Below are 23,330 nucleotides of genomic sequence, written 5' to 3'. Positions count from 1 at the left end.
TCCGTTTATGAACCGACGCGAATTTCTTCAGAACACCGTTTTGACCACGGCGGCGTTGACGTTGTTGCCGTCGCGCAGTCTGGCGGCGTCAACCGATTTCCCGGTGGTGCGCACTCCGCTCGAAAAACGCCACTTCAAAAGCGTCGCCGTCGAGCGGGCCATCGCGCAGGTCAAGGCTTCCATTGGTAATAAAGAACTGGCGTGGATGTTTGAGAATTGTTTCCCGAACACGCTGGATACCACGGTGGATTTCGGGACTTCGGACGGACGCCCCGATACTTATGTCATCACCGGTGATATTGATGCCATGTGGCTGCGCGACAGCTCGGCGCAGGTCTATCCGTATTTGGATTTGATGCGTGACGACGCCCCGCTGCAACAACTGATCGCGGGCGTCATCAACCGCCAGACGCGTTGCATCCTGAAAGACCCGTACGCGAACGCGTTCTACAAGGACGATCAGAAACGTGGCGAGTGGCAGCACGATTTGACGGATATGAAACCCGGCGTGCATGAGCGCAAGTGGGAGATTGATTCGCTGTGCTATCCGATCCGACTCGCCTATCGTTATTGGCAACTTTCCGGCGATCCCGCTCCGTTTGACCAGGCCTGGCATGATGCCATCCGGTTGACGCTGCAAACCTTCCGCGAGCAGCAGCGTAAATCAAATCGCGGGCCGTACCACTTTTTGCGTCGCACTGAATGGGCCACCGACAGTTTGCCGGGGCGCGGGTATGGCAATCCCGCCAAACCCGTGGGACTGATCTATTCCATGTTCCGCCCGAGCGATGACGCCACGATTTTTCCGTTCCTCGTGCCCTCGAATTTTTTCGCCGTCGTGAGTTTGCGTCAGGCGGCCGAAATGGTGGAGCGGTTGCGCGCGGACGCCGATCTCGCGAGGCAATTGCGCGCGCTGGCCGCAGAAGTGGAGACCGCTTTGAAGCGTTACGCCATCGTGCGTCATCCTCGAGGTGGTCGGGTGTACGCGTTCGAAGTGGATGCGTACGGCAATTATTATTGCACGGACGACGGCAACATTCCGAACTTGCTATCGCTGCCCTATCTCGGCGCCGTCAAACCGGGAGACAAGACGTATCTGAATACGCGCCAATTGTTGCTCTCCTCGGATAATCCGTATTGGTGCGTCGGCAAGGCGGCCACCGGACTTGGTGGTCCGCACGTGGGCGTGGACATGATCTGGCCCTTGGGAGTCATTATTCAGGCCCTCACCGCCACCAAGGATACGGAGATCAAACAGTGCTTGGTGACTTTGCAGAAAACTCACGCGGGCACCGGTTTCATGCACGAAGCTTTCAACAAGGATGATCCCAATAAATTCACCCGCTCCTGGTTTGCCTGGGCCAACACCATCTTCGGCGAGCTGATCTGGAAAACCTTCCACGAACGGCGTCACCTCCTGGATTGAGCGCGCCCATTGGGGCGTCCGCCATGACTGCAAATCATCTCAGGAAATGCTCTCGCGTGACGGTTGCCGTCCTCGGGGCCGTGAGTTGGTGGTTGGCGGCGAGCGACGCGCGAGCGGATGCGCCGCCTGATTACTACGCGCAAAGCCTGGCTTCAACGCGGGTGTTGCAACATTGGTATAACGCGCAAGGTTTGTGGGACACAACCGGTTGGTGGAACGCCGCCAATTGTTTGGAAGTCGTTGAACGAATGATCGAGCTGAACAACGGCGCCGAATATCTGGAGGTTTTGCGCGCGACCTTTGATCGCAATCGCACCCGGGATTTCCTCAATGAGTTCTACGACGACGAGGGCTGGTGGGCGCTGGCCTGGGTGCGCGCGTACGATTTGACCGGCGAACGCCATTACCTGCGCGCGGCGCAAACCATCTTCACGGACATGGCTTCCGGTTGGGACGATCACTGCGGCGGCGGAGTTTGGTGGAAGAAGGATCGCCGGTACAAAAACGCCATTCCCAACGAGTTGTTTCTGTTGTTGGCGGCGCGTCTGCATCAACGCACGCCGGGTGACCGCGGGCCGGGCAGCTACCTGGATTGGGCGCAACGCGAGTGGGAATGGTTCAAAGCGTCGGGCCTGATCAATGCCGGGCAACTCGTGAACGACGGCTTGAACGCGCAATGCGAAAACAATCGCCAGACCACCTGGACCTACAATCAAGGCGTCATCATTGGCGGGCTGGTGGAATTGTATCGAAGCACCGGGCGCGCGGATTATCTGGCGCAAGCGATCGCGATTGGCGACGCGGCGACGACGCAGTTGGTGAACGCCGCCGGCATTCTGCGCGAGCCGAATGAAAGGCGCGGGTTGCGCGGCGGTGATGGCCCGCAATTCAAGGGCATATTCATCCGGCATCTGGCGGAGTTGTATGAAGTCACCGGCTTCGTTCGGTACCGCGAATTTATGGAGCGCAACGCGAAATCCGTGTGGGAAAACAACCGCGACGCCGAGGGGCGCTTTGGCGGGCGTTGGGCCGGACCGGTGGACGCGGTGGATGCGGCGCGGCACAGCTCCGCCCTGCGCGTAATTTGCGCATTGGCCGAACCGCGTCTCGCGGCGGATGCCGAATCCGCAGTGCGCCGTTGGTTGGCGCCGGCGCTCGAACATGAAGTGGGCCGGTCGCGGGGCGCAACCCAATGGGTCGCTGAACCGGCGACGGACCATGCTTCCGGTTACCTGGTGAAAGGCGCCTTGCCGGAGGACCTGGCGTCCGGGGACTGCGATGCCGCTTTTGAATTGAAAGTGGATTATCTCGCGGGAATCGCTTCGGCCCTCGCCCGAATTTCCATTTGGGATGTGGCGACCGGACAAGAGGTGGCCGGGCGCGAGTTGCGTGGCGCGGATTTTTCCAACGCGCTTTACCACACCTTCACGTTGCGTTTTCAAGTGGTGGCTGGTCATTCGTATGAAGCGCGCACCTTTTGGTATCGGGACCCGGCGGCACCGGCCTTGACCCACCGAAATATCACCGTGCGCTCGACTGATTAAAGCGCCCGCAAATCAAATTTTTCAAGGCGCTCCAGCGCGCGTAAATTTTGTTCACTATGGGCATTGACGCGCCGGGTAGCGCGCTCTAGCGTGAAGCGTAGTTCGCTAACCTCTTACATTTTACTTTATGAAAAAGTTTTTTCTGATGCCAACGCTGCTGGCGCTGTTGCTGCCCGGACTGATGGCGGGGCAACTTGGCGATCCCGCCGCGCCCCTGGAGATTTCCGAATGGGTCAAAGGCGGCCCGGTGGATTTGGCGACCGTCAAAGGCAAACAGGTCGTGGTGGTGGAATTTTGGGCGACGTGGTGTCCGCCGTGTCGCGTCAGCATTCCGCATCTCACCAAGATGCAAAAGAAGTTCAAGGACGTCATTTTTGTTGGTGTGTCCGATGAGAAGCCGGACGTGGTCAAAAAGTTCGTCACCCAGATGGGCGACAAAATGGATTACGTGGTGGCCATTGATGATCAGGATCAGACCAGCAAGGGTTACATGGCTGCTTTCGACATCGGGGGCATCCCGCATGCCTTCGTTGTTGGCCAGGACGGCCACATTCTCTGGCAGGGACATCCCATGGATGGGTTGGAGGAGGTTTTGGATCAGATCATTGCGGGGCATTACGATCTGACCGCCGCGCAGGCCCAGGAGAAAAAAGCGGCTGACCAGCAAGCCAAACAAGCGGTCATTCAACCCAAACTGATGGAGCTGGTGCAATTGATTCAATGAGGTCAGGACGCCGCGCGGGTGAAAGAGTTGGAAGCCGAATTGACCAAGCTGGACGAGGAGGTGGGCGGATTGATGGGCGGCAAAAAATCCGATCCGGCGGATTTCCGTAAACGCGTTTTGTTCAGCGGCAAAGCGCAACAATATCAGAAGGCCGTGGCGGAATCGGTCAGCGCGGATCAACTGGCCGCGTTGGAAAAGGAATTAACCACCGACGCTCCCGAAGGCTTTGATTTGAAGGAGTTCAAGGAAGCGGTTGCCCGGCGGGTCGAAACGCAAAAAGCTTCGGCGGTCATGGAAGCTTATTTTGAAGCTGTCGGCAAAGACGGGGATCCGGCCAAGGCCGCGGACCTGGCCAAAAAGATTGACGGGTTGCAGCTCAAGAATCCGGAACTGTTGAACCAGATCGCGTGGACCATTTTGACGGAGGAAGAGGTCAAACATCGCGACCTTGAACTTGCCACCAGACTGGCCCAAGCGGGGGTGGCGGCTTCCGACGGTCGCGACCCGAGCATTCTGGATACGTACGCGCGGGCTTTGTTTGATTCGGGCAAAGTCACCGAGGCAATCATGCAACAAAAGAAGGCGATCAGTCTGGCCGACGATGAAGAGTTGCAAAACGAATTGAAGGCCACGCTCAAGAAATATCAGGACCACCTCGCCGCCAAATAAGTTGCGGCATCGAGCTGCAACGACCCGCGTCTGCGGTTGACGTCGCCAATTCCGCGGCGGTAGGGTTTCGCTCATGCGAAAATTGCTGTGGCTGCTCCTCTTCGGAACGAGTTCGATTATTTCCGCCCCGACCCAGACGGTGGCTGACGCTGGCGCCTTGGTCCGGCAAGCCGAAGCGGAACTGGCGACGCACTCGGTTCTGGCGAGTCGCGCCGATTGGGTCAACCTCACCTATCTCACCGAAGATACCGATGCGTTGGCGGCGGAATTTGCGGCGCGCGGCACCGAGTTGAGCGTGCGACTGGCCAAGCGCGCGGCGAAATTTGATCACACGGAAGGCTTGTCATTCGACGTGCGCCGCAAACTGGATTTCCTCAAACAGAGCATTGTGTTGCCCGCGCCGGATCGTCCGGGGGCCGCGGCGGAATTGAGCGGCATCGCCACCCGGCTGCAATCGAGCTACGGCAAGGGCAAAGGCACCATCAAAGGCGAACCCATCAACGGCTCGGACATCGAGGCGGCCATGGGCACCGTGCGCGATCCGGCGTTGCTCCAGGAGATGTGGACCAGTTGGCATGACAATGTCGGCACGCCGATGCGCGAGGATTACGCGCGTCTGGTGGCGATTGCGAATGCCGGCGCGCGCGAGCTGGGCTACGCGGACGTCGGTTTGATGTGGCGCTCCGGTTACGACCTGCCGCCGGACGAATTCGCGCGCGAACTGGATCGGCTGTGGTTGCAGGTCAAGCCGCTCTACGATCAGTTGCATGGTTACGTGCGCGCCAAATTGCATGAGCATTACGGGGCGGCCGTGCAGCCGGCGACGGGGCCGATTCGCGCCGATCTGTTGGGCAACATGTGGGCGCAGGATTGGGGCAACATCTATCCACTCGTTGCCCCAGCGGGCGTGGGCGACGTGGGTTATGACCTCACGGATTTGTTGAACGCCAGGAAATTTGACGCCCTCAAAATGGTGCGGACCGGTGAGGCGTTTTACACCTCGCTCGGTTTTCCGCCGCTGCCCGAAACGTTCTGGCAACGCTCCCTTTTCGTCAAACCCGCCGACCGCGAAGTGGTTTGTCACGCGTCCGCGTGGGACCTGGATAACGTGGACGACCTGCGCATCAAAATGTGCATCAAAATCAACGGTGATGATTTCCGGGTCATTCACCACGAGTTGGGACACAACTATTATCAGCGCGCCTACAACCAGCAACCGTTTCTGTATCTGAACGGCGCGAACGATGGTTTCCACGAAGCCATCGGTGATTTCATTGCGCTATCCATCACTCCGGAATATCTGGTGCAAATCGGTTTGCTCGATGCCGCCCAGGTGCCGGGCGCGGACAAGGACCTCGGTTTGTTGCTGCGGCAGGCGTTGGACAAGGTGGCGTTTCTGCCGTTTGGGTTGCTCATGGATAAATGGCGTTGGGGCGTTTTCGACGGCACCACCCAACCCGAGAATTACGAGCGCGATTGGAACGCGTTGCGATTGCAGTATCAGGGCATCGTGCCGCCGGTTGTCCGCCCCGCGACGGCGTTTGATCCGGGCGCGAAATACCACATCCCCGGCAACACGCCGTACGCGCGCTATTTCATCGCGTGCATTTTACAGTTTCAATTGTATCAATCCGCCGCGCGCCAGATCGGCTGGAATGGACCGTTGCATCGCTGTTCGTTTTACGGACATAAGGAAGTCGGCGAACGTCTGAATCGCATGTTGGCTTTGGGCGCATCCAAACCCTGGCCCGACGCGCTGGAAACGTTCACTGGCACCCGCCAGTTGGATGCTTCGGCGCTCATTGCCTATTTCCAACCGTTGCTGGATTGGTTGCAAACGCAAAACCAAGGTCAGCCTCGCGGCTGGTGAAGAGAGTCGGGTTCGTGGCCGACCTGTCAGATATTTTTAGATTTTTTTGTTGCAAAAATTCTTGAAAAATAGAGTGCGACCGTCACGTTAACCGTTTAGCAAAAGCATGCCTGCTCCGGCGCCAGTTCGGGCCGGGTGCTCCGAATTTGGTTGAAGCAGGTCCCAATTGGTTTCTGGTGATATCGAAGTTGCGCCGGTGGAGTGGAATGGAGGGTTGATGCTTTGCTCCCTGCTGCTTGCTGGAGCGCGACTGGTCTCCAGTCGCAGCGCGGGAAAGAGAGGAAGGCTCCGGAGGTTCGTGTGATTTCCCCCACGGCTACGCGCTGCGGACGAGGGACCGTCCGCGCTCCTCACGCCGACTCTCTGCTGCGTGAACCGTCCCCGCACCCGGCGGCAGTGTCAGTTCGGGCCGGGTGCTTCGAATTTAGTTATAAAGCGGGTCCCCAGTTGCCGTTGCACGATCACTATCGCGAAATACACCACCCGTTGCTACGAACTGCAAGAAAACGCGGTCGTGGGTTGGGGAGCGCACCCGTCTCGGGTGCAGTTCGCCGCGTCCCGCGTCGAACATCGGATGATTTGGATTAGCTGAAGCTGGTGTGGTTTCTGTCGGGCGAGACGTCCGCCAGCACACGCGAGACGCGTATGCTCCCCAGACAAATTGCACGGTCGTGATTGGAGTTCAGGTGGAACGGGCCACTGGCCCGTTCTGTCGGGCTACCAGCCCGGCAGTCGAACGCAAAAAGTACGAACTCGATGGCGTGCGATCTCCGTGTACTCGGCTGGGCGGCAGGTTGCCACCCAGAGCAGCCAAGTTGGCCGTTCCACCAGGACCAACTACATCGTTCCGGTTAAGCTGGTGCGGTTACTGTCGGGCGAGACGCCCGTCAGCACACGCGAGGACGCGTATGCTCCCCCAGTTGCCGTTGCATGAGTACTACTGCGAAATACGCCAACCACGCGAACGCCGTCCAAGCGGGACCGAGGATTTGCGGCCGAACTTGCCAACGTGGATGCGTTTGTTAGGCTGCGCGCTGACGACGAACTTCACTGAACGATCAAAGCCATGAAACGCCTTTTTTTCCTCGCCAGTCTCGGATTGGCCATCACTCTGCCTGGTCAGGCGCAACCGCAACTCACTTACCCGGATCTGGTCAAGCGGTTGACCGACTTGGAACACCTGGCGACCGTGCCTGCGCCCGGTGAAACCACGAAGCAGTGGTCGAGTTATGATCGCGCCAGCAAATACGACGCGGCGACCGGCAAGTACCTCCACTGGGACGCGAACGGCGATAACGCCGGCATCATTCGCAAGGAGGGCGATACCGAGGTTTTCGCGGAAATGGAAGGGCCGGGTTGCATCTGGCGCATCTGGTCGGCGACCGTCAAGGAAGGACATGTAAAAATTTACCTGGATGGCGCGAGTGAGCCGGCGGTGGACCTGCCGTTCATCGGTTACTTCGATGGCAAACACGCGCCGTTCACGCGACCGGAATTGGTGCATACCACCACGGCCAATGGCTACAATAATTACACCCCGATTCCTTATCAGAAATCCTGCAAGATCGTCGCGGATAAAGGTTGGGGCGCGTACTACGAATTCGTTTACACGACGTTTGCCCCGGGCACCCAAGTGCCGACGTTCCAGCGGGAGTTGAGCGCAGCGGACAACGCCGCGCTCGACGCGGCGAACCGGGCGTTGGCGAATTCCGGTCCGCGAGACCCGAGCAAGGGTTACGCGAAGTCCGGCGGAAAAGGTTGGCTCAACGGCAACGGCGGCGCGACTACGGCCACGCTGGATGGTTCGGGCGCCATCAATCTGATCCGCGTGAAAATCAATGACCTGCCCGCCGCGCCGGAGGATCGCGATGTGTTGCGCGAACTGACGCTCCAGATCAAGTGGGACGGGGAAGCGCAGCCGAGCGTCTGGAGTCCCTTGGGCGATTTCTTCGGCACCGCTCCCGGCGCCAATATCTATCAATCGTTTCCCTGTGGTTTGACCAAGGATGGCTGGTTCTACGCCAACTGGTTCATGCCATTCGCTCGTGGCGCGGAAGTGAAAATTGTCAACGAAGGCAGCGCGGATCGTCAGGTGGAACTGGAAGTGTATCGCGTTCCGCTCGTGGGCGACGCGAAGGACTACGCGCGTTTCCACGCCAAATGGCATCGCGACGCGTTCCTGCCCGCCGAACCGGAGCGGCAGATTGACTGGACGATGTTGAAGACAACCGGCAGCGGACGTTACGTCGGCGTGATGCTGCACATCTGGAGCCCGCGCGGTGGTTGGTGGGGTGAGGGCGATGAAAAATTCTTTGTGGATGGCGAAAAGTTTCCGTCCACTTTCGGCACCGGTTCGGAGGATTATTTTGGCTACGCCTGGAGCAGCGCCAATTTGTTTTTCCATCCGCTGCACAACCAGACGTTCAACTCCGGCAATTGCAAAGGGCACATCTCGGTCAACCGCTGGCACGTTGCCGATCAGATTCCGTTTCACCAATCGTTCGAGGGGGCGATTGAAAAGTATTTTCCCAACCACAAACCCACGCTCTACGCCGCGACGGTTTATTGGTATCTCGCGCCGGGCGGACATGATCCGTACCCACCGGCGCCCCTTTCCGAACGGTTGGGTTACTACATCCAACCGGAGCCGAAACGAATTCCGGGAGCGATCGAAGGCGAGAATCTGAAAATTGTGTCCAAGACCGGCGGCGATCCGCAGGAGCAGGACATGACCGGATTTGGCGATGATTGGAGCAACGACGCGCACCTGTGGTGGATCAACGCCAAGCCCGGCAACGAACTGGTGCTGGCGTTGCCAGTGCCGCAAACCGGTGATTACCAGTTGCGGGCGCAACTCACCAAAGCCGTGGATTACGGCATCGTGCGGCTCGCGCTCGATGGGGAGCCGCTGAGCGGGCCGATTGATCTCTACAACAACGGAGTGATCGCGACCGGCGAACTGGAGCTGGGCCGTCGCCATCTGACAGCGGGCGACCATCAACTTTCCGTGACGATTGTCGGCGCCAACTCCAAGGCCGTGAAGAACTACATGTTCGCGCTGGATTACGTGAGACTCGTGCCGCTGAAATAGCGTCGGCTCACGCGCCCACCGCTTTCAACCAGAAGTGCGCCATCAACGACGCGCCGGCGGCCGTCGGATGCACGCCGTCGCCCGCCCAATGCTCCGGCGGCGCGTATTTCGTTGCCTCGTCAAAAATCGTCTGCAACGGAATAAAAACCGCCTGGTGCTTTTCCGCGACGCGTTGGGCCGCCGCGCGGTATTGGTCAAATTGGGGAAACCATGAATCCTTGACCGCGCCGCAACGCAGCACAAACGGTTCGCAGAGCACGAGCTTCACTTGAGGCAGGACTTGTTTCGTTCGCGCGATCAACGCCAGATAATCCCGCTCGTAGATTTCCACCGTGCCTTGATAATTCAACCGCGGGTCCTGCGTATGCCAGAAATCATTGACCCCGACCAGGACGCTCAACACGTCCGGTTTGAGATCGAGGCAGTCCGACTGCCAGCGCTCGGCCAGTTGATACACCTTGTTGCCGCCGACCCCGCGATTGAAAATTCTCAACCCGTCGTTCGGACGGCTGACGAGCAGTTCCGCCGCCGCGAACCACGCGTAACCGCTGCCCAATCCGGGCTGGTTGTTGGGCGTATTGGTTTTGTCGGCGTCGCGACTCCGCCCGGTATCAGTAATCGAGTCACCTTGAAACAGAATGGTCGCCTGCTTCGCGATCAGCTTGCGCTGCGTAACCGGTCCGCGCGCGGCCTCGGCGGAATTGGTCAGAGTCAAACCCGCCGTGCCCAATGCGAGACCGGAAGTTTTCAGGAAACCGCGACGGTTTACGGAGTGAGTAGCGGGACGATGAGTTTTCATAAATAATCTGCGCGTAAACTAATCAAATTGGCGCGTTTGGAAAGCCTCGTTTACGGCCGCCGCCGGCAGAGGAATCAATTGGCCTGTCCTGTCGTGCTGTTCTACTCAGCCAGTGTGAATTTGAATTGGATCGCGGCTTTGAGTTTCCACGCTTTTCAGCCGAAAGACCAAAACTCGGAATCATTTATCTACGCCAAAGTCCAGCCCGGTCAGGGGCGGCTTTGTAGCAATCCGTTCAGCCATCCCGCCGTTCACGCGCAGAAAATTTGAGATTTCGTTTTGTTCGCGGACGGCTATTTTCTCCGCCATGTCTGCCGTTTTGAAAGACAATGATTTTTCGGCCATTGAACCGGTCGCCATGACCGGTGCTGCACCGGCGGAGATGGCCGTCGCGTTCAATAAGTTGTCCGCGGTACCCGCGCATTGAAAATTATGCCCAAATCCAAATTGGCCCCGCCGCCACCCGTTACCCCCGAAACCTGGCGCGCATTGCTCGCCGCTGCCGCCGAGTTCGCGGCGCTTGAACCGTGGAAATTCGCGTGCGATAGCAACCCCGTCGGGCTGATTGATCCGGTCACGGGCGAGACGCGCATCGGTCATGTCCTTGGCAACGCGGGCGAGGTATTTGCCGCCGTGTTTTATCGCCGCGCTGGATTGCGGTGGATTCTCGCCATGCTCAGCGACGCGTCTAATCCCGAAGACCTCAATCAGGTTGACGGCATGGATTGTCTGAAACTCGAATTTGTTTCCAAGCGCGAACTGTGGAAGGAAGACCTCGCCATGCTCAAGGCCGCCGCGTTCAAGCCCGTCGGCAAGGGCCTCGTCTGGCCGCAATTCCGTTCCTCCGAACCTGGCTGGCATCCGTGGCACTTTAATCAGGCCGAGGCCGATCAACTCCTTGCCGACCTGCCGCGTCTCACGATTTTCTGTCGGCTGTTCGGGCAACATCCCGGCCTCTACAACGACCGCGATATGACGGAGCTTCCGTTCCTGCCTGAACCGCTGCCGGACCGTCCGCTCACGCCCAAAGATTTGGATTGGCGCCCGCTCCTGTTGCCGCCGCTCACCGGCTTCGAGCCGTTTCAGGCCTCCAGTGCGGATTTGGAAAGACTCCGCGCGCTCAAGCGCCGAGCTGGTTTCGAATGTGAATTCGACTGCACGATGATGCCCGGTGGTTCATTTTACGAAAAGGGTCGTCCCTGCTTTGGCCGGTTTGCCCTGCTGGTGGAACAGCAATCCGGCCTTATCATCGGCATGGATGTGGCCAGTGGCGCGCTCACGCCCGGTGAAGCCGCTGGACGCACCTTGGTCAAGGCGCTGCTCATGGGTAAAACGCTGCCGGAGAAGATTCACATCGCCGGCGCGCGCCTGCAACCCGCCTTGCAACTGTTGTGTGACGAATTGGGAATCGGCCTCTGGCCCGCGTCCTCGCTGCCGGCGCTTGAGGAGGCTATAGAGGCGCTCAGCCAGCAGATGCTTGGGCGGGGCATGATGTAAATGGAAATGGATGAAAACCGCGAAGCCCGCGCGAAACTCCAGTCCCACATCGCTGAATTGGAGAAACAACGGGCTGATTACACCAGGAAAAAATCCGGCAACTAATTACCTGCCTGGCGTTGCCACTCCGCCATAAACGCCGCGGGCGAAATGACATTACAGCCCTTACACTTATCCGGCGGATAATCAGCAAGATTTCCAGTTATGAGAAAATCTGCCGCCGCTACCAATGCCACTTCCAGAAACGGCTGATCGTCTGGGTCGGGTAAACTCAAACTGAATTTGCCGCCGACCTCGATGGCCAGGCCGTCGGTTTTAATTTTACTCAAAACATTGCGGACACGCTGAGGATCGAGTTTGAAACGTGGGCGGGCGGGTACTTCTGAATACTCGGCCAGAATGCGCTTGTCGTGGCAAATCCGGGTTGCGCCCGACAGCACCAGCGAGAGGATGCAGGCTGGATTTCCCCGCGCTTGAAGCAGGCCCGACACGACGACGTTGGTGTCGAGCACGATTTTCATTTCCGATGGCGGGCGCGACGGCTGGCAGTGATTTCCGCGTCAATGTCCGACATGGAAAACTCCGCAGTACCATTTCCAACTGCAGCTTGTTGCAGGACGGCTTGCGCCTGCAACGCCCGCACGCTGCGCACCAACGCCCGGGTGGAATCCATCGAGGCTGCGGCAATGTGCAATAACACGGCTACCGGTTCGCCTTTTGCCGTGACGATCAAGTCATCCTTGCTGGCGGACTTGAACCATTGCTTGGCCGGCTTTTTCTTCAATTCACTCACCGTGATCGTGCTCATGATGGTCACGTTAGCCTCGAAGAAAATTGTGAGCAAGCTGCGATTGGCCGCTCTCAATTCCGTTGGCTCAAGATAAAAGACACCGGGAAGGATTTTGGTTGAGGGCACAACGTGGTGCGCGGGCGGTTGTTTTCTCCGTCGCGTTGGCCGTTTTGAAAAACGAAGATTTTTCGGCCATTGAACCGGGCGTCAATCAGGTATGTGCAGGAACTTGAGTGCTTCTTCGAAGTCGGTGGGAAGGGGTGCGGTTAACGCCAGTTTCTTTCCGGTGCGTGGATGGGTGAAGGCGAGTTGTTGAGCGTGGAGCAGGAGTCGCGGCGGCGCGTAATGCGTCAGCTCCGTCAGCCGACGGGTTTGGCGCTGGCCGTAGGTGGAGTCGCCGGCAATCGGAAAGCCAAGGTGACGAAAGTGAACGCGGATTTGGTGGGTGCGGCCGGTGTGCAGGTGCGCTTCCATCAAGGTGGCGGCGTTGAGTCGTTCGAGAACGCGGTATTCGGTGTGGGCGGCGCGGCCGGTGGCGTCGTCGTGAATGGCCATGCGTTTGCGTTGGGTGGGATGTCGGGCGATGGCCGCGCGGATGTGGCCCGAGTTGTTCGGGACCAGGCCGCACACGAGGGCCAGATAAATTTTCTGAATGGAGCGGGCGGCGAATTGCGCCGAGAGCGCGGTATGTGTCGCGTCGTTTTTGGCGACGACGAGGCAACCGCTGGTTTCCTTGTCAAGCCGATGGACAATGCCGGGTCGCGCCACGCCGCCGATGCCGCTGAGTTCGCCTCGGCAATGATGCAGCAGCGCATTGACCAGGGTGTGATTTTCGTTGCCTGCCGCCGGATGCACGACGAGTCCGGGCGGTTTGTTCAGGACAAGCAACGCCGCGTCTTCGTAGAGAATATCGAGGGGGATGTCCTCGGGTTGCGCGGCGGCGGGTTTGGCTTCGGGAAATTCAAGGCGAACCACTTCGCCGGCGCGCGGGGTGTGCGTGGGTTTGACGGGCTTGGCATTGACGGTGATGTGGCCTTGTTCGATAAGGCGTTGAATCGCACCGCGCGAGAGGGCGGGGAATTGTCGTCGTAGAAAAGCATCCAGGCGCTCGTTCGGGTAGGAGCGGTCAATGGTCAGCGTGTCCGTGCGCGTGGTGGTCATCCCAAAAACTCAGGAAGCTTTGGGTTCAGCGGGGGTTTTGGTTTCGAGCCGCGCCATTTTTTCCGTGCGCCACGTCACCCAAAAAATTAACGCAACGCCAACACAGATGGCGCTGTCGGCGACGTTGAAAGCGGGAAAGCCAACTTCGCCCCGAGCGGTATCGAGATAGAACCGAAGGAAATCAATGACGTGTTGGCGGCTGGGGAGCAGGCGATCGGTCAGGTTGCCGGCGATGCCGCCGAGAATTGCGCCGAACGCGAATTGGCCGAGTCTGGAACGCAAATCGAAGTGTTTGCGCGCCAGGAATAGTCCCACCAGCGCAACGGCGGCGACGCCGGCGAGCAGTTTGTTATTGCCGGAGAGGAAGCTCCAGGCGGCGCCCGTGTTGCCCCAATGGACGAATTTGAAAAATCCAGGGATGATTACGCGTTCCTGCCATTGGCCGAGGAATTGGAGGACGATGGATTTGGTGAGTTGGTCCAGGGCGTAAAGACTGGCGGCCACCACCAGCAGGCGGCGGGTGGGCGAACTGGTGGCTGGATTTTCAGTGCTCAACACGCGATTTTACCACTCCGATGGGCAGCTTGCCGGATTCAACCCGGGAAAATCCAGCGTAAAGAGCTATTGACTTTGGGCGTTCATTTGATAACGTCTGCATCCCTTCGACGGGAATTTAATGAAAACGCATTTGCCGAAAGTGAATTTGAATGAGCGCCAGTGGCACGTTATTGATGCCGAGGGCGCGGTGTTGGGCCGGTTGGCCGTGCAGGTGGCGGATATTTTGCGGGGCAAAAACAAACCCGTGTTCACACCGCATCTGGATGCGGGCGACTTCGTGATCGTGGTCAACGCCGAGAAGGTGAAGGTCACCGGCAAAAAGGAAACCGATAAAACCTACATGACGTATTCCGGTTGGAAGGGCGGCGAGAAGTATTTCACCGTGGAGCAACTGCGCGCCAAGCGCCCCGAGGAACTGATCACGCGGGCGGTGCGGGGGATGATTCCCAAAAACCGGCTGGGACGCGTGTTGATGACCAAGCTCAAAGTGTATAAAGGACCGAAGCACGATCACGCGGCGCAGAAGCCGGCGGCACTCAAGGTCGCGCACTAATTTCAATTTCCGATAACCAAATTACTCGATGGCTACCAAGACTCCTGAATTTCTCGGCACGGGCCGCCGCAAGACGTCCGTCGCGCGGGTTCGTTTGGCGAACGGCAGCGGTAAAATCACCGTGAACGGCCGGGCGTTTGACCACTATTTCCCCATGGAAACATTGCGGGTGACGGCGACGCAGCCGCTGTCGCTTACCGGCACGGCGGAAAAGCTGGACGTAAAGATCAACGTCAAAGGCGGCGGGCCGACTGGCCAGGCGGGCGCCGTCAGCCACGGCATCGCTCGTGCGTTGCTTGAATTCGACGCCAATCTGCGTCCGACGCTGAAGCGCGGCGGGGTGCTCACGCGCGATCCGCGCATGAAAGAACGCAAGAAATACGGCCAGCCGGGAGCGCGCAAACGCTTCCAGTTCAGCAAGCGTTAAGCGACTGGGATCCTTTCAACCCCGCTGGCGATGCTGGCGGGGTTTTTATTTATGCACCGCGAATGGAAGAGAGATAATTGGAAAATTTCCACGGACCCGGCGTTGCAGGACGTGGATGCCATCCACGCCTTTTTGCGCACCGCTTATTGGGCGGAGGATATTCCGCGCGAAGTGGTGGCGCGCGCGGTGCAACATTCCTTGTGCTTTGGATTGTTCGACGGCCCGGCGCAAATTGGCTTGGCGCGGGTGATAACGGATTACGCGACGTTTGCCTATCTTTGCGATGTTTACGTGCTGGCCGCGTATCGCGGTCGGGGGCTGGGGCATTGGTTGATTGAATGTGTAATGGCGCATCCACAAATGCAGGGGTTGCGTCGGATTAATCTGGTGACCCGGGACGCGCACGAGCTTTATGCCGCCTTCGGATTCAAACCCGCGGGCCGACCGGAACATCACATGGAACTGCGCCGGCCCGGTCTTTACCGCACCGGGACGAAGGTGGTTTAAGGTAATTTGCGTGTGAACCGAAAAAATCACGGCTAATTTATAGAAGATGAAGACGAAGAAAGTCGCCATTATCGGCGCATCGGGCTACTCCGGGGAAGAACTGGTCCGACTGTTGTTGAACCATCCGCACGTGGAACTGGTCGCGGTCACCTCCCGACAAAACGCCGGTAAAACGCTGGCGCAGGTCTTTCCCAAATTCGCGAGCCATCCGGTTTCCCGGTCGCTACGGTTTGTAGAGCCGAACGCGGACGAACTGGCCAGACAGGCGGACCTGGTGTTTCTCGCGTTGCCGCACGGCGTTGCGGCGGAGTACGCCGTGCCGTTGCTGAAGGCCGGGGGAACGGTCATTGATTTGAGCGCGGATTTTCGTTTGCGCAGTCCGGCGGTTTATCGGGAATTTTACGCGCACGACCACCCCGCGCCCGAACTGCTGGCGCAAGCGGTTTACGGGTTGCCGGAGTTTTATCGGGAAGCCATCAAACGCGCTTCGTTGATTGCTTCGCCAGGTTGTTACCCCACGAGCGTGTTGCTGCCCACCTTGCCGCTGCTCCGGGCGGGTTTGGTTCAAGCGCAGGGCATCATTGCCGATTCCTACAGCGGCGTCAGTGGCGCCGGGCGCAAGGCGGAGATTGATTACCTGTTCTGTGAATGTAACGAGAGCGCGCGGCCTTATGGCGTGCCCAAGCACCGGCATTTGTCGGAGATCGAGGAACAGATGTCCCTGGCGGCCGGAACGAAGGTCGTGATTCAATTCACACCGCATTTGATGCCGGTGAACCGCGGTATTCTCACGACACTTTATCTGACGCCGACGGAAACGGTTTCGGATGAAGCCAGCGTGGCGCAGTTCGGCGCGAAAATCGCCGCCTGTTACGCAAAAGCCTATGCGCAAGAACCGTTCGTGCGGCTGCTGGAAGGCAAGGCGTTTCCCGATACGAAAAATATCGTGGGCAGCAATATCTGCGAGATGGCGTGGCGACTTGATCCGCGCACCGGGCGATTGATCGTAATGAGCGCGGAGGACAACCTGATCAAGGGCGCGGGCGGTCAGGCGGTGCATAGCATGAATATCCACTGCGGTTTCCCGGAAACGGCCGGATTGATATAGCCAGTATGGATTGGGTAACTCAAATGGCGGAATCAAACCCGGTGGCCTGGGCGGTGCTGATATTATCCGCAGTGGGCGCAGGGGGGCTGGTGCTTTCAACCTTCAAGCTGCGTGGCGTTGGCGTTGGCGTGACGGGCGTGTTGTTCGCGGGTATTCTGGCCGGCCATTTCGGAATCAAAATCGAGCCGGCGACGCTCGAATTCGTACGCGAGTTTGGCTTGATCCTGTTCGTGTTTACGATTGGATTGCAACTGGGGCCCGGCTTCTTCGCTTCGTTACGCAAGCAAGGTTTGAAACTCAATCTACTGGCGGCGTTGGTGGTGGTGCTGGGCGTCGGTCTGACCCTGGTGCTGGGCGCGCGCATTTTGAAAGTGGATTTGATTGCGGCGTTGGGGTTGCTGACCGGTGCGACCACGAATACGCCTTCGTTGGGCGCTTTACAGCAGACTATCAAATCTCTTGGCGGTCCACTCGCCGATCAGACGGTGCTGCCGGCGCTGGCGTACGCCGCCGCCTATCCGGGCGGCGTGTTGGGCATCATCGCCTCGTTGCTGCTGTTGCAATTTGGTTTCCGCATCAATCCCAAACAGGAATCCGAAGCCTTCCAATCGGAGCGCGTGCGCGACGTGGAGCCGGTGGAGCGGATGAATGTCCTCGTGACCAATACGAACCTGGACGGGGTGACGATCGGTGAAATTCCTGGACGCGAAGAAATCGGCGTGGTGGTTTCGCGTATTCGTCGCAAAGATGGCGAGGAAGTCCAGACAGCCACTGAGCAAACCGTCGTGCATCCGGGCGACGTTGTGCTGGCCATCGGCACGCGCCGCAATCTGGAAAAATTCCGCGTGATTGTCGGATTGCGCAGCGATGCGGATTTATCACAGTCACCCAGTCGCGTCATCACCCGCAAAGTGGCCGTTACCCGCAAAGAAGTGTTGGGGAAAACCATTGACGCGCTGGATTTGGACGCGCGCTACAACGTCACGGTGACGCGGGTGAATCGGACCGACTTGGAGATGACCGCGATGGGTCAGTTCGTGTTGCAATTCGGCGACGTGGTGCAATTGGTGGGCGAAGCGGAACCGCTCGAGCTGGCCACCCGGGAATTGGGTAATTCCGTCTCGGCGCTCAACGCGACCAATTTTGTGCCGATCTTTGTCGGTATCGCGCTGGGCGTGTTGTTCGGCATGTTACCGCTGCATTTTCCCGGCATCCCCGTGCCCGTGCGGTTGGGGCTGGCGGGCGGGCCGCTCCTGCTCGCAATCATTTTGAGCCGGATCGGACGCATTGGTTCGATGATCTGGTACATGCCCGCCACCGCCAACCTCGCTTTTCGTGAGTTGGGAATTGTGCTGTTCCTGGCGTGCGTCGGTTTGAAAGCCGGAGAAAAGTTCTTCGGCACGGTGTTTACGAGCGAAGGTTTGTTGTGGGTCGGAACGGGATTGGTCATCACGATGGTCCCGCTGTTGGTCGTGGGCACGGTGGCTCGCGCCGTTCTCAAGTTGAATTTCACCACGATCGGCGGTCTGTTGGCCGGCAGCATGACCGACCCCCCGGCGCTGGCGTTTGCCAACGCGGTTTGCAAGTCTGACGCGCCCTCCATCGCCTACGCGACGGTCTATCCGCTGACCATGCTGTTGCGCATCGTGTCAGTGCAACTTTTGGTGCTGATCTTTTGTCGGTAAGGATGGCGTCGTTCGGGGGAGAAGGGCGAAGCAAAGCGTAAAGCTCACGCGGTGAGCTACCTTCTGTCGCGCCTCCGGCGCTTAAAAATTCTTCCGACAACGATTCCCTTGATGCGGATGTTTTTCGAAACGCATCAGGACGACCGCCGCGCTCCCAGCGGGCCGCAATTTTCCGAAAGAACTGGAGTTGACCCATTTCGGCTGTTGTGCATACATTCTGTATGCGTGCGGATCATCAAGGAAAAATTCCTGCGCGATGCGGCCGAGGCTTATCCCAAGGCAGCCAGGTATCTGACGGCTTGGGTGCGGGTGCTGCGCGCCGCCCGGTGGCGGAGTCTGGCCGACGTGCGGGCGGTCTATCCCAGCGCGGATCAAGTGTGGGTTGCCAGTGGGAAATCCGTGCTGGTGTTCAACGTTTGCGGCAATGCCTACCGGTTGATCGTGGCGTTGCACTTTGATCGGCAGACGGCCTACACGCTGCGGTTTTTTACCCATGCCGAATACAGCAAAGCCAAATGGAAAGACGAACTATGAAAACCAAGACGAAGCTGCGTTTCGACAACCTGCCAACGGACTATGTCAGTTTGTGCCGCGAGGTTTTGCTGCCGCGGCCCATTCGCGACGCAACCGAATACGACAATACTGCCGAAGTCGTCGATGCTATGGCCTTGTGGCAGGACGATTTTACAGTGGACCAACGCGATTATTTTGATCTGCTCAGCGCGTTACTGACGGATTATGACGCCACGCGGGTCAAATGGCCGAAGCTCAAGGGGCGGGACATCCTGCAACACCTGCTCGACGAAAACAGTCTTACGGCGGCGGACCTTTCGCGCCTTTTGGGCGGCAGTCGCAATCTGGGAGCCATGATTTTACGCGGCGACCGTAATCTGACCCTCGACCATATCCGAAAACTGGCGGTGCGTTTCAAAGTCAGTCCTGAGATTTTTATGTGAACTACGCGGCGCAGCTTTCGCAGTCAAAGCTGCAAAGCCGCGTGAACTGGCCGCCCACGGTGTCAGCCGTGTGGGAATATGGTCTTGAAGCAAGCCCCGTAGGGGCGACTGAATCCGTCGCGCGGCGACGGTTCTCTGCCCCTGCCGGGGCTGGTGATTTATCCGACCAAAACCCCCAGCTCACGCGGTAGGCTACCTTCTGTCGCACCTCCGGCGCTGGATTTGCATTGCGGCGCGGCGGCGCGCTGGCAAGCTCTTGCCGGTTTTTCATGAAGCTAAAATTCAAAGTTATCGAAGGTTCAATCGTCGCACCGCAAGGTTTCCTCGCCAGTGGTGTATTTTGTGACATCAAACGGCTCGGCACGGGCAAGGGATCGCAGAAGGGCAAGAAGCGCGACTTGGCGCTCATTGTGTCCGAAGTGCCGGCGACAGTGGCGGGGATGTTCACAACGAATCAAGTGTGTGCCGCGCCGGTGAAAGTTTGCGTCGAGCGTGTGCAGACGGGCGTCGCGCAGGCCATTGTGGTGAACTCCGGCAATGCCAACGCCTGCACCGGCAGGCAAGGTATGAAGGATGCGCGGGAAATGACCGCGACACTCGCGCGGGAATTGCATCTTCCCGAAGCGCAAGTTTTGGTGGGCAGCACCGGACGGATTGGGGTGACCTTGCCGCTCACCAACGTGAAGCGGGGGATTCGCGAGGCGTTGCAACTTCTGGGCAATGCTCCGGCGCACGCCAACGAGGCGGCGGAAGCCATCATGACCAGCGACACAAAGCCAAAGCAGATCGCGGTGGAGTTCAAGTTGAACGGAAAGAAAGTTCGCATCGGCGGCATTTGCAAGGGTGCGGGCATGATTCAACCCGGCATGTCGGCGACGGGGAAACGTCCCGCCGCTTTGCCGCACGGCGGATTACACGCCACCATGCTCGGATTCATCACCACGGATGCGGCGATTGGGGCGAAGGCGTTGCAGGCCGCGTTGCAGGAAGCGGTGGCGCAAAGTTTTAATTGCATCACCGTGGATGGCGACATGAGCACGAACGACACCGTACTGGTTTTGGCCAATGGATTGGCGGGGAATCCGCGTTTGCAGCCGGGCCGCCGCGAGTTTGCGTTATTTCAAGCGGCGCTGAATCACGTTACTCTGGAACTGGCGAAGATGATTGTGCGCGACGGCGAGGGGGTGCATCGCGTGGTGACGGTGCGGGTGCAGGGCGCAAAGACGATTCAGGATGCGGACGCGGCGGCGCGGGCGGTGGCGAACAGTGCGCTGGTGAAAACCAGTTGGCACGGTGGTGACCCGAATTGGGGGCGCATCATTGACGCGTTGGGCTACTCGGCGGCCACGGTGCTGGAAGAAAAAGTGGACATTGGCTACAGCGCTCCCGGATCAAAAAAATTGGTGTGGAGTCTCAAGCGCGGTCAACCGACGCGGGTGACTTTCCGCCAGCTTTGCGTCGCTACCGCGCCCAAAGAGTTTGAATTGCATGTCAACCTGAATCTGGGCAAGGCTGAGGCGGTCATGTACGCCGCTGATTTGACCGAGGCGTATGTGGATTTCAATAAAGGTGACGTCAACGACCCGACGACATTGGGCGGTTAAACCGGTCGAATTTGGCCAAAAAAATGAGGCGGCGCGTGACTCGGGTTAATCCCGGACACAAACCGGGGTGACACGGACAAGAATTGGTTGACCAAGCGGCTCCGGTATGTCTTTCTAAGAGCGGGAAGTTTCTCCTGTGCTGCTTTTGCATGTCGGGCACAGATCGGACGACTTCGGGTATTGGAGGCAGATGTCGTTCGCGTATTCGGGCGAACCGAATGCAAAGGAGTTGGAGTTGACCCAAAAGAACTTTGTCGTACTCAGAAGGATGTGATTGGGCCATGAAAACGCTGCTTGTGTTATCGCCGCACCCAGAAATGGCGGAAGCGGTCCGATCCGGTCTGAATCCCGCGGATTACCGCGTCATCCATCGCATCTCGGCGGAGGAAGCCGAACCACTATTGACTCATGATCTGGCTCAGGCGGTGATCATAGACAGCGATTTCACCGAGGTTCAGGTGGTCTGGTTGGTTGAGAAATTGCGCCGACAAAGCGCGCACTGCCCGATCCTCGTTTATACCAGCGGGATGCGATCCGAGTGGGAGGAAGAAGTGTTGTTGCGCGGCGCAACGCAGGTGTTATCCAAGCCCCTCCGCCCGCGTGCCTTGGAGACCTTGCTGGAACGGTCGTTCAAGATTCGTCCCCCGGCAATCACGCTGCAGCCAATGTTTCCGCTACGATCCACGCCAATGCCGGTGGCCAATGTTCCGCCTCCGCCGCAATCGCTGACCGTGCTGCGCAGCTTTTCTTCGCTGCTCGCCCACTCGTTGAATGCGGAAGCCATGTTGCGGCAGTTTTTGCTGCAACTGCGGGAAATCATCAGTTTTAATCGCGCCGCGATTTTCCTGCGCGGCAATTCGACCAATGACGGCTTGGGCAGCGTGCCGGATCAAATCCCGCGCCTGCAACCGCGCGCGGCCCTCGGAATTTCCACTGACCTGCTCGAAAACCTCGAGCTGTCACTCGAGTCCGGCATTGGCCGACAGGTTTTTCATTTGGGGCATATTTTGCGCCGCAACGCCCCGGAAGCTCTGGCTGACCCCGAGGTGGAAAAAGAGTTCGACACCATCGGCGGGCAGGTGGCGGTGCCGATTTTTGATCGGGAAAGTTTGCTCGGGCTGGCGGTTTTCGACACCCGGATCACCGGCGAGACGCTGACCAATCCCGAGCTGGAATTGATTTTTCATTTGCTGGAGCAGGTGGGGCTGGCGGTGCGCAACATCTGGTTGCACGACCAGTTGGTTGGGAACAATGAACTCCTGGCCAACGTGCTGCGCGAATTGAACAGCGCCTGCGTGGTCGTCGGCAGCGACTTGAAGGTTTTGCATGTGAACCGCATGGCGCGGAAACATTTGCGCAACGCTCCCGGTCGGAGCGGGGAATTGGAGTTTGCCGATCTGCCCCAGGAATTAGGGGCGAAGATTTTCCAAGTGCTGCGGACCGGCGCCGCGCTCGCCACGTTCCGTTATGAACCTCCGTCCGCTCCCGGAACGGTTTTCGCCGTGACGGTGGTGCCGTTGCAAAAGCCGGGCGGCAGTCAGACTGTGGCCGCGTTGCTCATCATGGATGATCAAACGCAGAGCGAGCAGTTGCGGCGCTTGGAAGTCGAGGCCGCCAATCTGCGCCTCGTCAAGACCATGGCCGACCGGCTGGCGCATGAGGTCGGCAACGCCATGGTGCCACTTTCCACGCACCAGCAATTGCTGGCGGAAAAATTCCGGGACGCGGAATTCCGGGCTTCGCTGGATACGGCGTTGGCGGATGGCGTCAAGCGCGTCAACCGCCTGGTCAACCAGATGCGTTTTCTGGCGCGGGATGGCGCCATTAGTCAGGAACCGATTGCGATGAAATCGCTCATCGAGGAGGCGTACCAGGAAGCTCGAAAGTATCAGCCCATCAAGGCGACGTTGAAATATGAAAGCACGCTCAAGTCGCCGTCCGTGAGCGGGGATCGGCCAGCCTTGAGGCATGCCTTGGCCGAGGTGCTGATCAACGCGTTGCAAGCCAACCCGACTGACCCGAAAATTGACGTGCATTTGAGCGCGGCGGAGAACGGCAGTGGCGATTCCATGCTGCAAATCGAGGTGCGCGACAATGGCAAGGGGTTCGCCCCGGAGGCTGTTCGCAATGCGGCATCGCCGTTTTACACGACTCGAAATGTGGGCTTGGGCTTGGGACTGGCGGTGACGCGTAAAGTCCTCGAAACGCATCACGGCAAATTGGAGCTCGTACCGGCGGCGGGAGACCACTCCGGCATAGTGCGGATTTCGTTGCCGTTGGAGAAGGCTTCCGGCGCGACGAACTGACGGCGCGCCCTTGAATAAAACTGGTCAAAGTTATCCCGCACTGGCAGGCTGGCCG

The 23,330-nt window shown here is 58.8% G+C and carries 22 protein-coding genes; 16 read left to right on the top strand and 6 right to left on the bottom strand.

Annotated features, from left to right (window positions below; genetic code table 11):
- The first annotated feature begins 7 nt into the window (after window positions 1–7).
- From M9920_02615 to M9920_02590, 6 genes are all read left to right on the top strand, one after another.
- Window positions 8–1,426: a glycoside hydrolase family 125 protein gene (locus tag M9920_02615; protein MCO5051181.1), complete on the top strand. Its 1,419-nt coding sequence runs from the start codon at window positions 8–10 to the stop codon at window positions 1,424–1,426.
- A 56-nt stretch (window positions 1,427–1,482) separates the two neighbouring features.
- Window positions 1,483–2,970, top strand: coding sequence for a glycoside hydrolase family 76 protein (locus M9920_02610; GenBank protein ID MCO5051180.1), 1,488 nt, complete (start codon window positions 1,483–1,485; stop codon window positions 2,968–2,970).
- 127 nt (window positions 2,971–3,097) lie between these two features.
- Complete coding sequence (locus M9920_02605; GenBank protein MCO5051179.1) at window positions 3,098–3,694, top strand: TlpA family protein disulfide reductase; 597 nt, start codon at window positions 3,098–3,100, stop codon at window positions 3,692–3,694.
- Between the two features lie 18 nt (window positions 3,695–3,712).
- A complete protein-coding gene (locus M9920_02600; GenBank protein MCO5051178.1) occupies window positions 3,713–4,363 on the top strand; it encodes a hypothetical protein in 651 nt (216 codons plus the stop codon).
- Window positions 4,364–4,436: 73 nt separating this feature from the next.
- A complete protein-coding gene (locus M9920_02595; protein MCO5051177.1) occupies window positions 4,437–6,233 on the top strand; it encodes a M2 family metallopeptidase in 1,797 nt (598 codons plus the stop codon).
- A gap of 1,066 nt (window positions 6,234–7,299) precedes the next feature.
- Entirely contained in the window at window positions 7,300–9,324 is a 2,025-nt protein-coding gene (locus M9920_02590) for a DUF2961 domain-containing protein (protein ID MCO5051176.1), read from the top strand.
- 7 nt (window positions 9,325–9,331) lie between these two features.
- On the opposite strand, the gene M9920_02585 is transcribed toward M9920_02590, so the two are convergent.
- Window positions 9,332–10,123 carry an SGNH/GDSL hydrolase family protein gene (locus tag M9920_02585; protein MCO5051175.1) on the bottom strand — a complete coding sequence of 264 codons (792 nt, stop codon included), beginning with the start codon at window positions 10,121–10,123 and terminating at the stop codon, window positions 9,332–9,334.
- Window positions 10,124–10,303: 180 nt separating this feature from the next.
- Entirely contained in the window at window positions 10,304–10,522 is a 219-nt protein-coding gene (locus tag M9920_02580) for a hypothetical protein (GenBank protein MCO5051174.1), read from the bottom strand.
- A 33-nt stretch (window positions 10,523–10,555) separates the two neighbouring features.
- Here M9920_02580 and M9920_02575 point away from each other — a divergent pair, with 33 nt between their 5' ends.
- Window positions 10,556–11,620 carry a hypothetical protein gene (locus M9920_02575; GenBank protein ID MCO5051173.1) on the top strand — a complete coding sequence of 355 codons (1,065 nt, stop codon included), beginning with the start codon at window positions 10,556–10,558 and terminating at the stop codon, window positions 11,618–11,620.
- Between the two features lie 101 nt (window positions 11,621–11,721).
- On the opposite strand, the gene M9920_02570 is transcribed toward M9920_02575, so the two are convergent.
- From M9920_02570 to lspA, 4 genes are all read right to left on the bottom strand, one after another.
- A complete protein-coding gene (locus tag M9920_02570) occupies window positions 11,722–12,141 on the bottom strand; it encodes a putative toxin-antitoxin system toxin component, PIN family (GenBank protein MCO5051172.1) in 420 nt (139 codons plus the stop codon).
- Window positions 12,138–12,536 (bottom strand): type II toxin-antitoxin system Phd/YefM family antitoxin, encoded by a 399-nt coding sequence (locus M9920_02565; GenBank protein ID MCO5051171.1) that lies wholly within the window; start codon window positions 12,534–12,536, stop codon window positions 12,138–12,140. Before M9920_02565 ends, M9920_02570 begins: the two co-directional genes overlap by 4 nt.
- Window positions 12,537–12,617: 81 nt before the next feature.
- A complete protein-coding gene (locus M9920_02560; GenBank protein ID MCO5051170.1) occupies window positions 12,618–13,571 on the bottom strand; it encodes an RluA family pseudouridine synthase in 954 nt (317 codons plus the stop codon).
- Between the two features lie 9 nt (window positions 13,572–13,580).
- The gene (lspA, locus tag M9920_02555; protein ID MCO5051169.1) at window positions 13,581–14,129 is read right to left on the bottom strand and encodes a signal peptidase II; all 549 of its coding nucleotides are present in this window, start codon (window positions 14,127–14,129) and stop codon (window positions 13,581–13,583) included.
- A 118-nt stretch (window positions 14,130–14,247) separates the two neighbouring features.
- Between lspA and rplM the strand changes: the two genes are divergently transcribed.
- The 9 genes from rplM to M9920_02510 all read left to right on the top strand — a co-directional run bounded on the left by rplM (window position 14,248) and on the right by M9920_02510 (window position 23,275).
- The gene (gene rplM, locus M9920_02550) at window positions 14,248–14,682 is read left to right on the top strand and encodes a 50S ribosomal protein L13 (GenBank protein MCO5051168.1); all 435 of its coding nucleotides are present in this window, start codon (window positions 14,248–14,250) and stop codon (window positions 14,680–14,682) included.
- Between the two features lie 28 nt (window positions 14,683–14,710).
- The gene (rpsI, locus tag M9920_02545) at window positions 14,711–15,109 is read left to right on the top strand and encodes a 30S ribosomal protein S9 (protein ID MCO5051167.1); all 399 of its coding nucleotides are present in this window, start codon (window positions 14,711–14,713) and stop codon (window positions 15,107–15,109) included.
- A 51-nt stretch (window positions 15,110–15,160) separates the two neighbouring features.
- On the top strand, window positions 15,161–15,616 hold the full coding sequence (locus M9920_02540; GenBank protein MCO5051166.1) for a GNAT family N-acetyltransferase: 456 nt from the start codon (window positions 15,161–15,163) through the stop codon (window positions 15,614–15,616).
- Window positions 15,617–15,662: 46 nt separating this feature from the next.
- Window positions 15,663–16,724 carry an N-acetyl-gamma-glutamyl-phosphate reductase gene (gene argC, locus M9920_02535; protein MCO5051165.1) on the top strand — a complete coding sequence of 354 codons (1,062 nt, stop codon included), beginning with the start codon at window positions 15,663–15,665 and terminating at the stop codon, window positions 16,722–16,724.
- Window positions 16,725–16,747: 23 nt separating this feature from the next.
- Window positions 16,748–18,409, top strand: coding sequence for a putative transporter (locus tag M9920_02530; GenBank protein MCO5051164.1), 1,662 nt, complete (start codon window positions 16,748–16,750; stop codon window positions 18,407–18,409).
- A 225-nt stretch (window positions 18,410–18,634) separates the two neighbouring features.
- On the top strand, window positions 18,635–18,943 hold the full coding sequence (locus tag M9920_02525; GenBank protein MCO5051163.1) for a type II toxin-antitoxin system HigB family toxin: 309 nt from the start codon (window positions 18,635–18,637) through the stop codon (window positions 18,941–18,943).
- On the top strand, window positions 18,940–19,365 hold the full coding sequence (locus M9920_02520) for a transcriptional regulator (protein MCO5051162.1): 426 nt from the start codon (window positions 18,940–18,942) through the stop codon (window positions 19,363–19,365). Before M9920_02525 ends, M9920_02520 begins: the two co-directional genes overlap by 4 nt.
- Window positions 19,366–19,634: 269 nt before the next feature.
- Window positions 19,635–20,969: a bifunctional glutamate N-acetyltransferase/amino-acid acetyltransferase ArgJ gene (gene argJ / locus M9920_02515; protein MCO5051161.1), complete on the top strand. Its 1,335-nt coding sequence runs from the start codon at window positions 19,635–19,637 to the stop codon at window positions 20,967–20,969.
- A gap of 281 nt (window positions 20,970–21,250) precedes the next feature.
- Complete coding sequence (locus M9920_02510; protein MCO5051160.1) at window positions 21,251–23,275, top strand: ATP-binding protein; 2,025 nt, start codon at window positions 21,251–21,253, stop codon at window positions 23,273–23,275.
- Window positions 23,276–23,330: the final 55 nt, after the last annotated feature.

It is taken from the genome of Verrucomicrobiia bacterium, from assembly GCA_023953615.1.
Classification (GTDB): domain Bacteria; phylum Verrucomicrobiota; class Verrucomicrobiia; order Limisphaerales; family JADLHS01; genus JADLHS01.
This window is presented reverse-complemented; position numbering and strand designations above follow the sequence as displayed.

Bases quoted from the DNA above. Each gene is read 5' to 3' on its own strand.
- M9920_02615 (MCO5051181.1), top strand. From the start codon at position 8: ATGAACCGACGCGAATTTCTTCAGAACACCGTTTTGACCACGGCGGCG.
- M9920_02605 (MCO5051179.1), top strand. From the start codon at position 3,098: ATGAAAAAGTTTTTTCTGATGCCAACGCTGCTGGCGCTGTTGCTGCCC.
- M9920_02595 (MCO5051177.1), top strand. From the start codon at position 4,437: ATGCGAAAATTGCTGTGGCTGCTCCTCTTCGGAACGAGTTCGATTATT.
- M9920_02590 (MCO5051176.1), top strand. From the start codon at position 7,300: ATGAAACGCCTTTTTTTCCTCGCCAGTCTCGGATTGGCCATCACTCTG.
- M9920_02585 (MCO5051175.1), bottom strand. From the start codon at position 10,123: ATGAAAACTCATCGTCCCGCTACTCACTCCGTAAACCGTCGCGGTTTC.
- M9920_02575 (MCO5051173.1), top strand. From the start codon at position 10,556: ATGCCCAAATCCAAATTGGCCCCGCCGCCACCCGTTACCCCCGAAACC.
- M9920_02570 (MCO5051172.1), bottom strand. From the start codon at position 12,141: ATGAAAATCGTGCTCGACACCAACGTCGTCGTGTCGGGCCTGCTTCAA.
- M9920_02560 (MCO5051170.1), bottom strand. From the start codon at position 13,571: ATGACCACCACGCGCACGGACACGCTGACCATTGACCGCTCCTACCCG.
- rplM (MCO5051168.1), top strand. From the start codon at position 14,248: ATGAAAACGCATTTGCCGAAAGTGAATTTGAATGAGCGCCAGTGGCAC.
- rpsI (MCO5051167.1), top strand. From the start codon at position 14,711: ATGGCTACCAAGACTCCTGAATTTCTCGGCACGGGCCGCCGCAAGACG.
- M9920_02540 (MCO5051166.1), top strand. From the start codon at position 15,161: ATGCACCGCGAATGGAAGAGAGATAATTGGAAAATTTCCACGGACCCG.
- argC (MCO5051165.1), top strand. From the start codon at position 15,663: ATGAAGACGAAGAAAGTCGCCATTATCGGCGCATCGGGCTACTCCGGG.
- M9920_02530 (MCO5051164.1), top strand. From the start codon at position 16,748: ATGGCGGAATCAAACCCGGTGGCCTGGGCGGTGCTGATATTATCCGCA.
- M9920_02520 (MCO5051162.1), top strand. From the start codon at position 18,940: ATGAAAACCAAGACGAAGCTGCGTTTCGACAACCTGCCAACGGACTAT.
- argJ (MCO5051161.1), top strand. From the start codon at position 19,635: ATGAAGCTAAAATTCAAAGTTATCGAAGGTTCAATCGTCGCACCGCAA.
- M9920_02510 (MCO5051160.1), top strand. From the start codon at position 21,251: ATGAAAACGCTGCTTGTGTTATCGCCGCACCCAGAAATGGCGGAAGCG.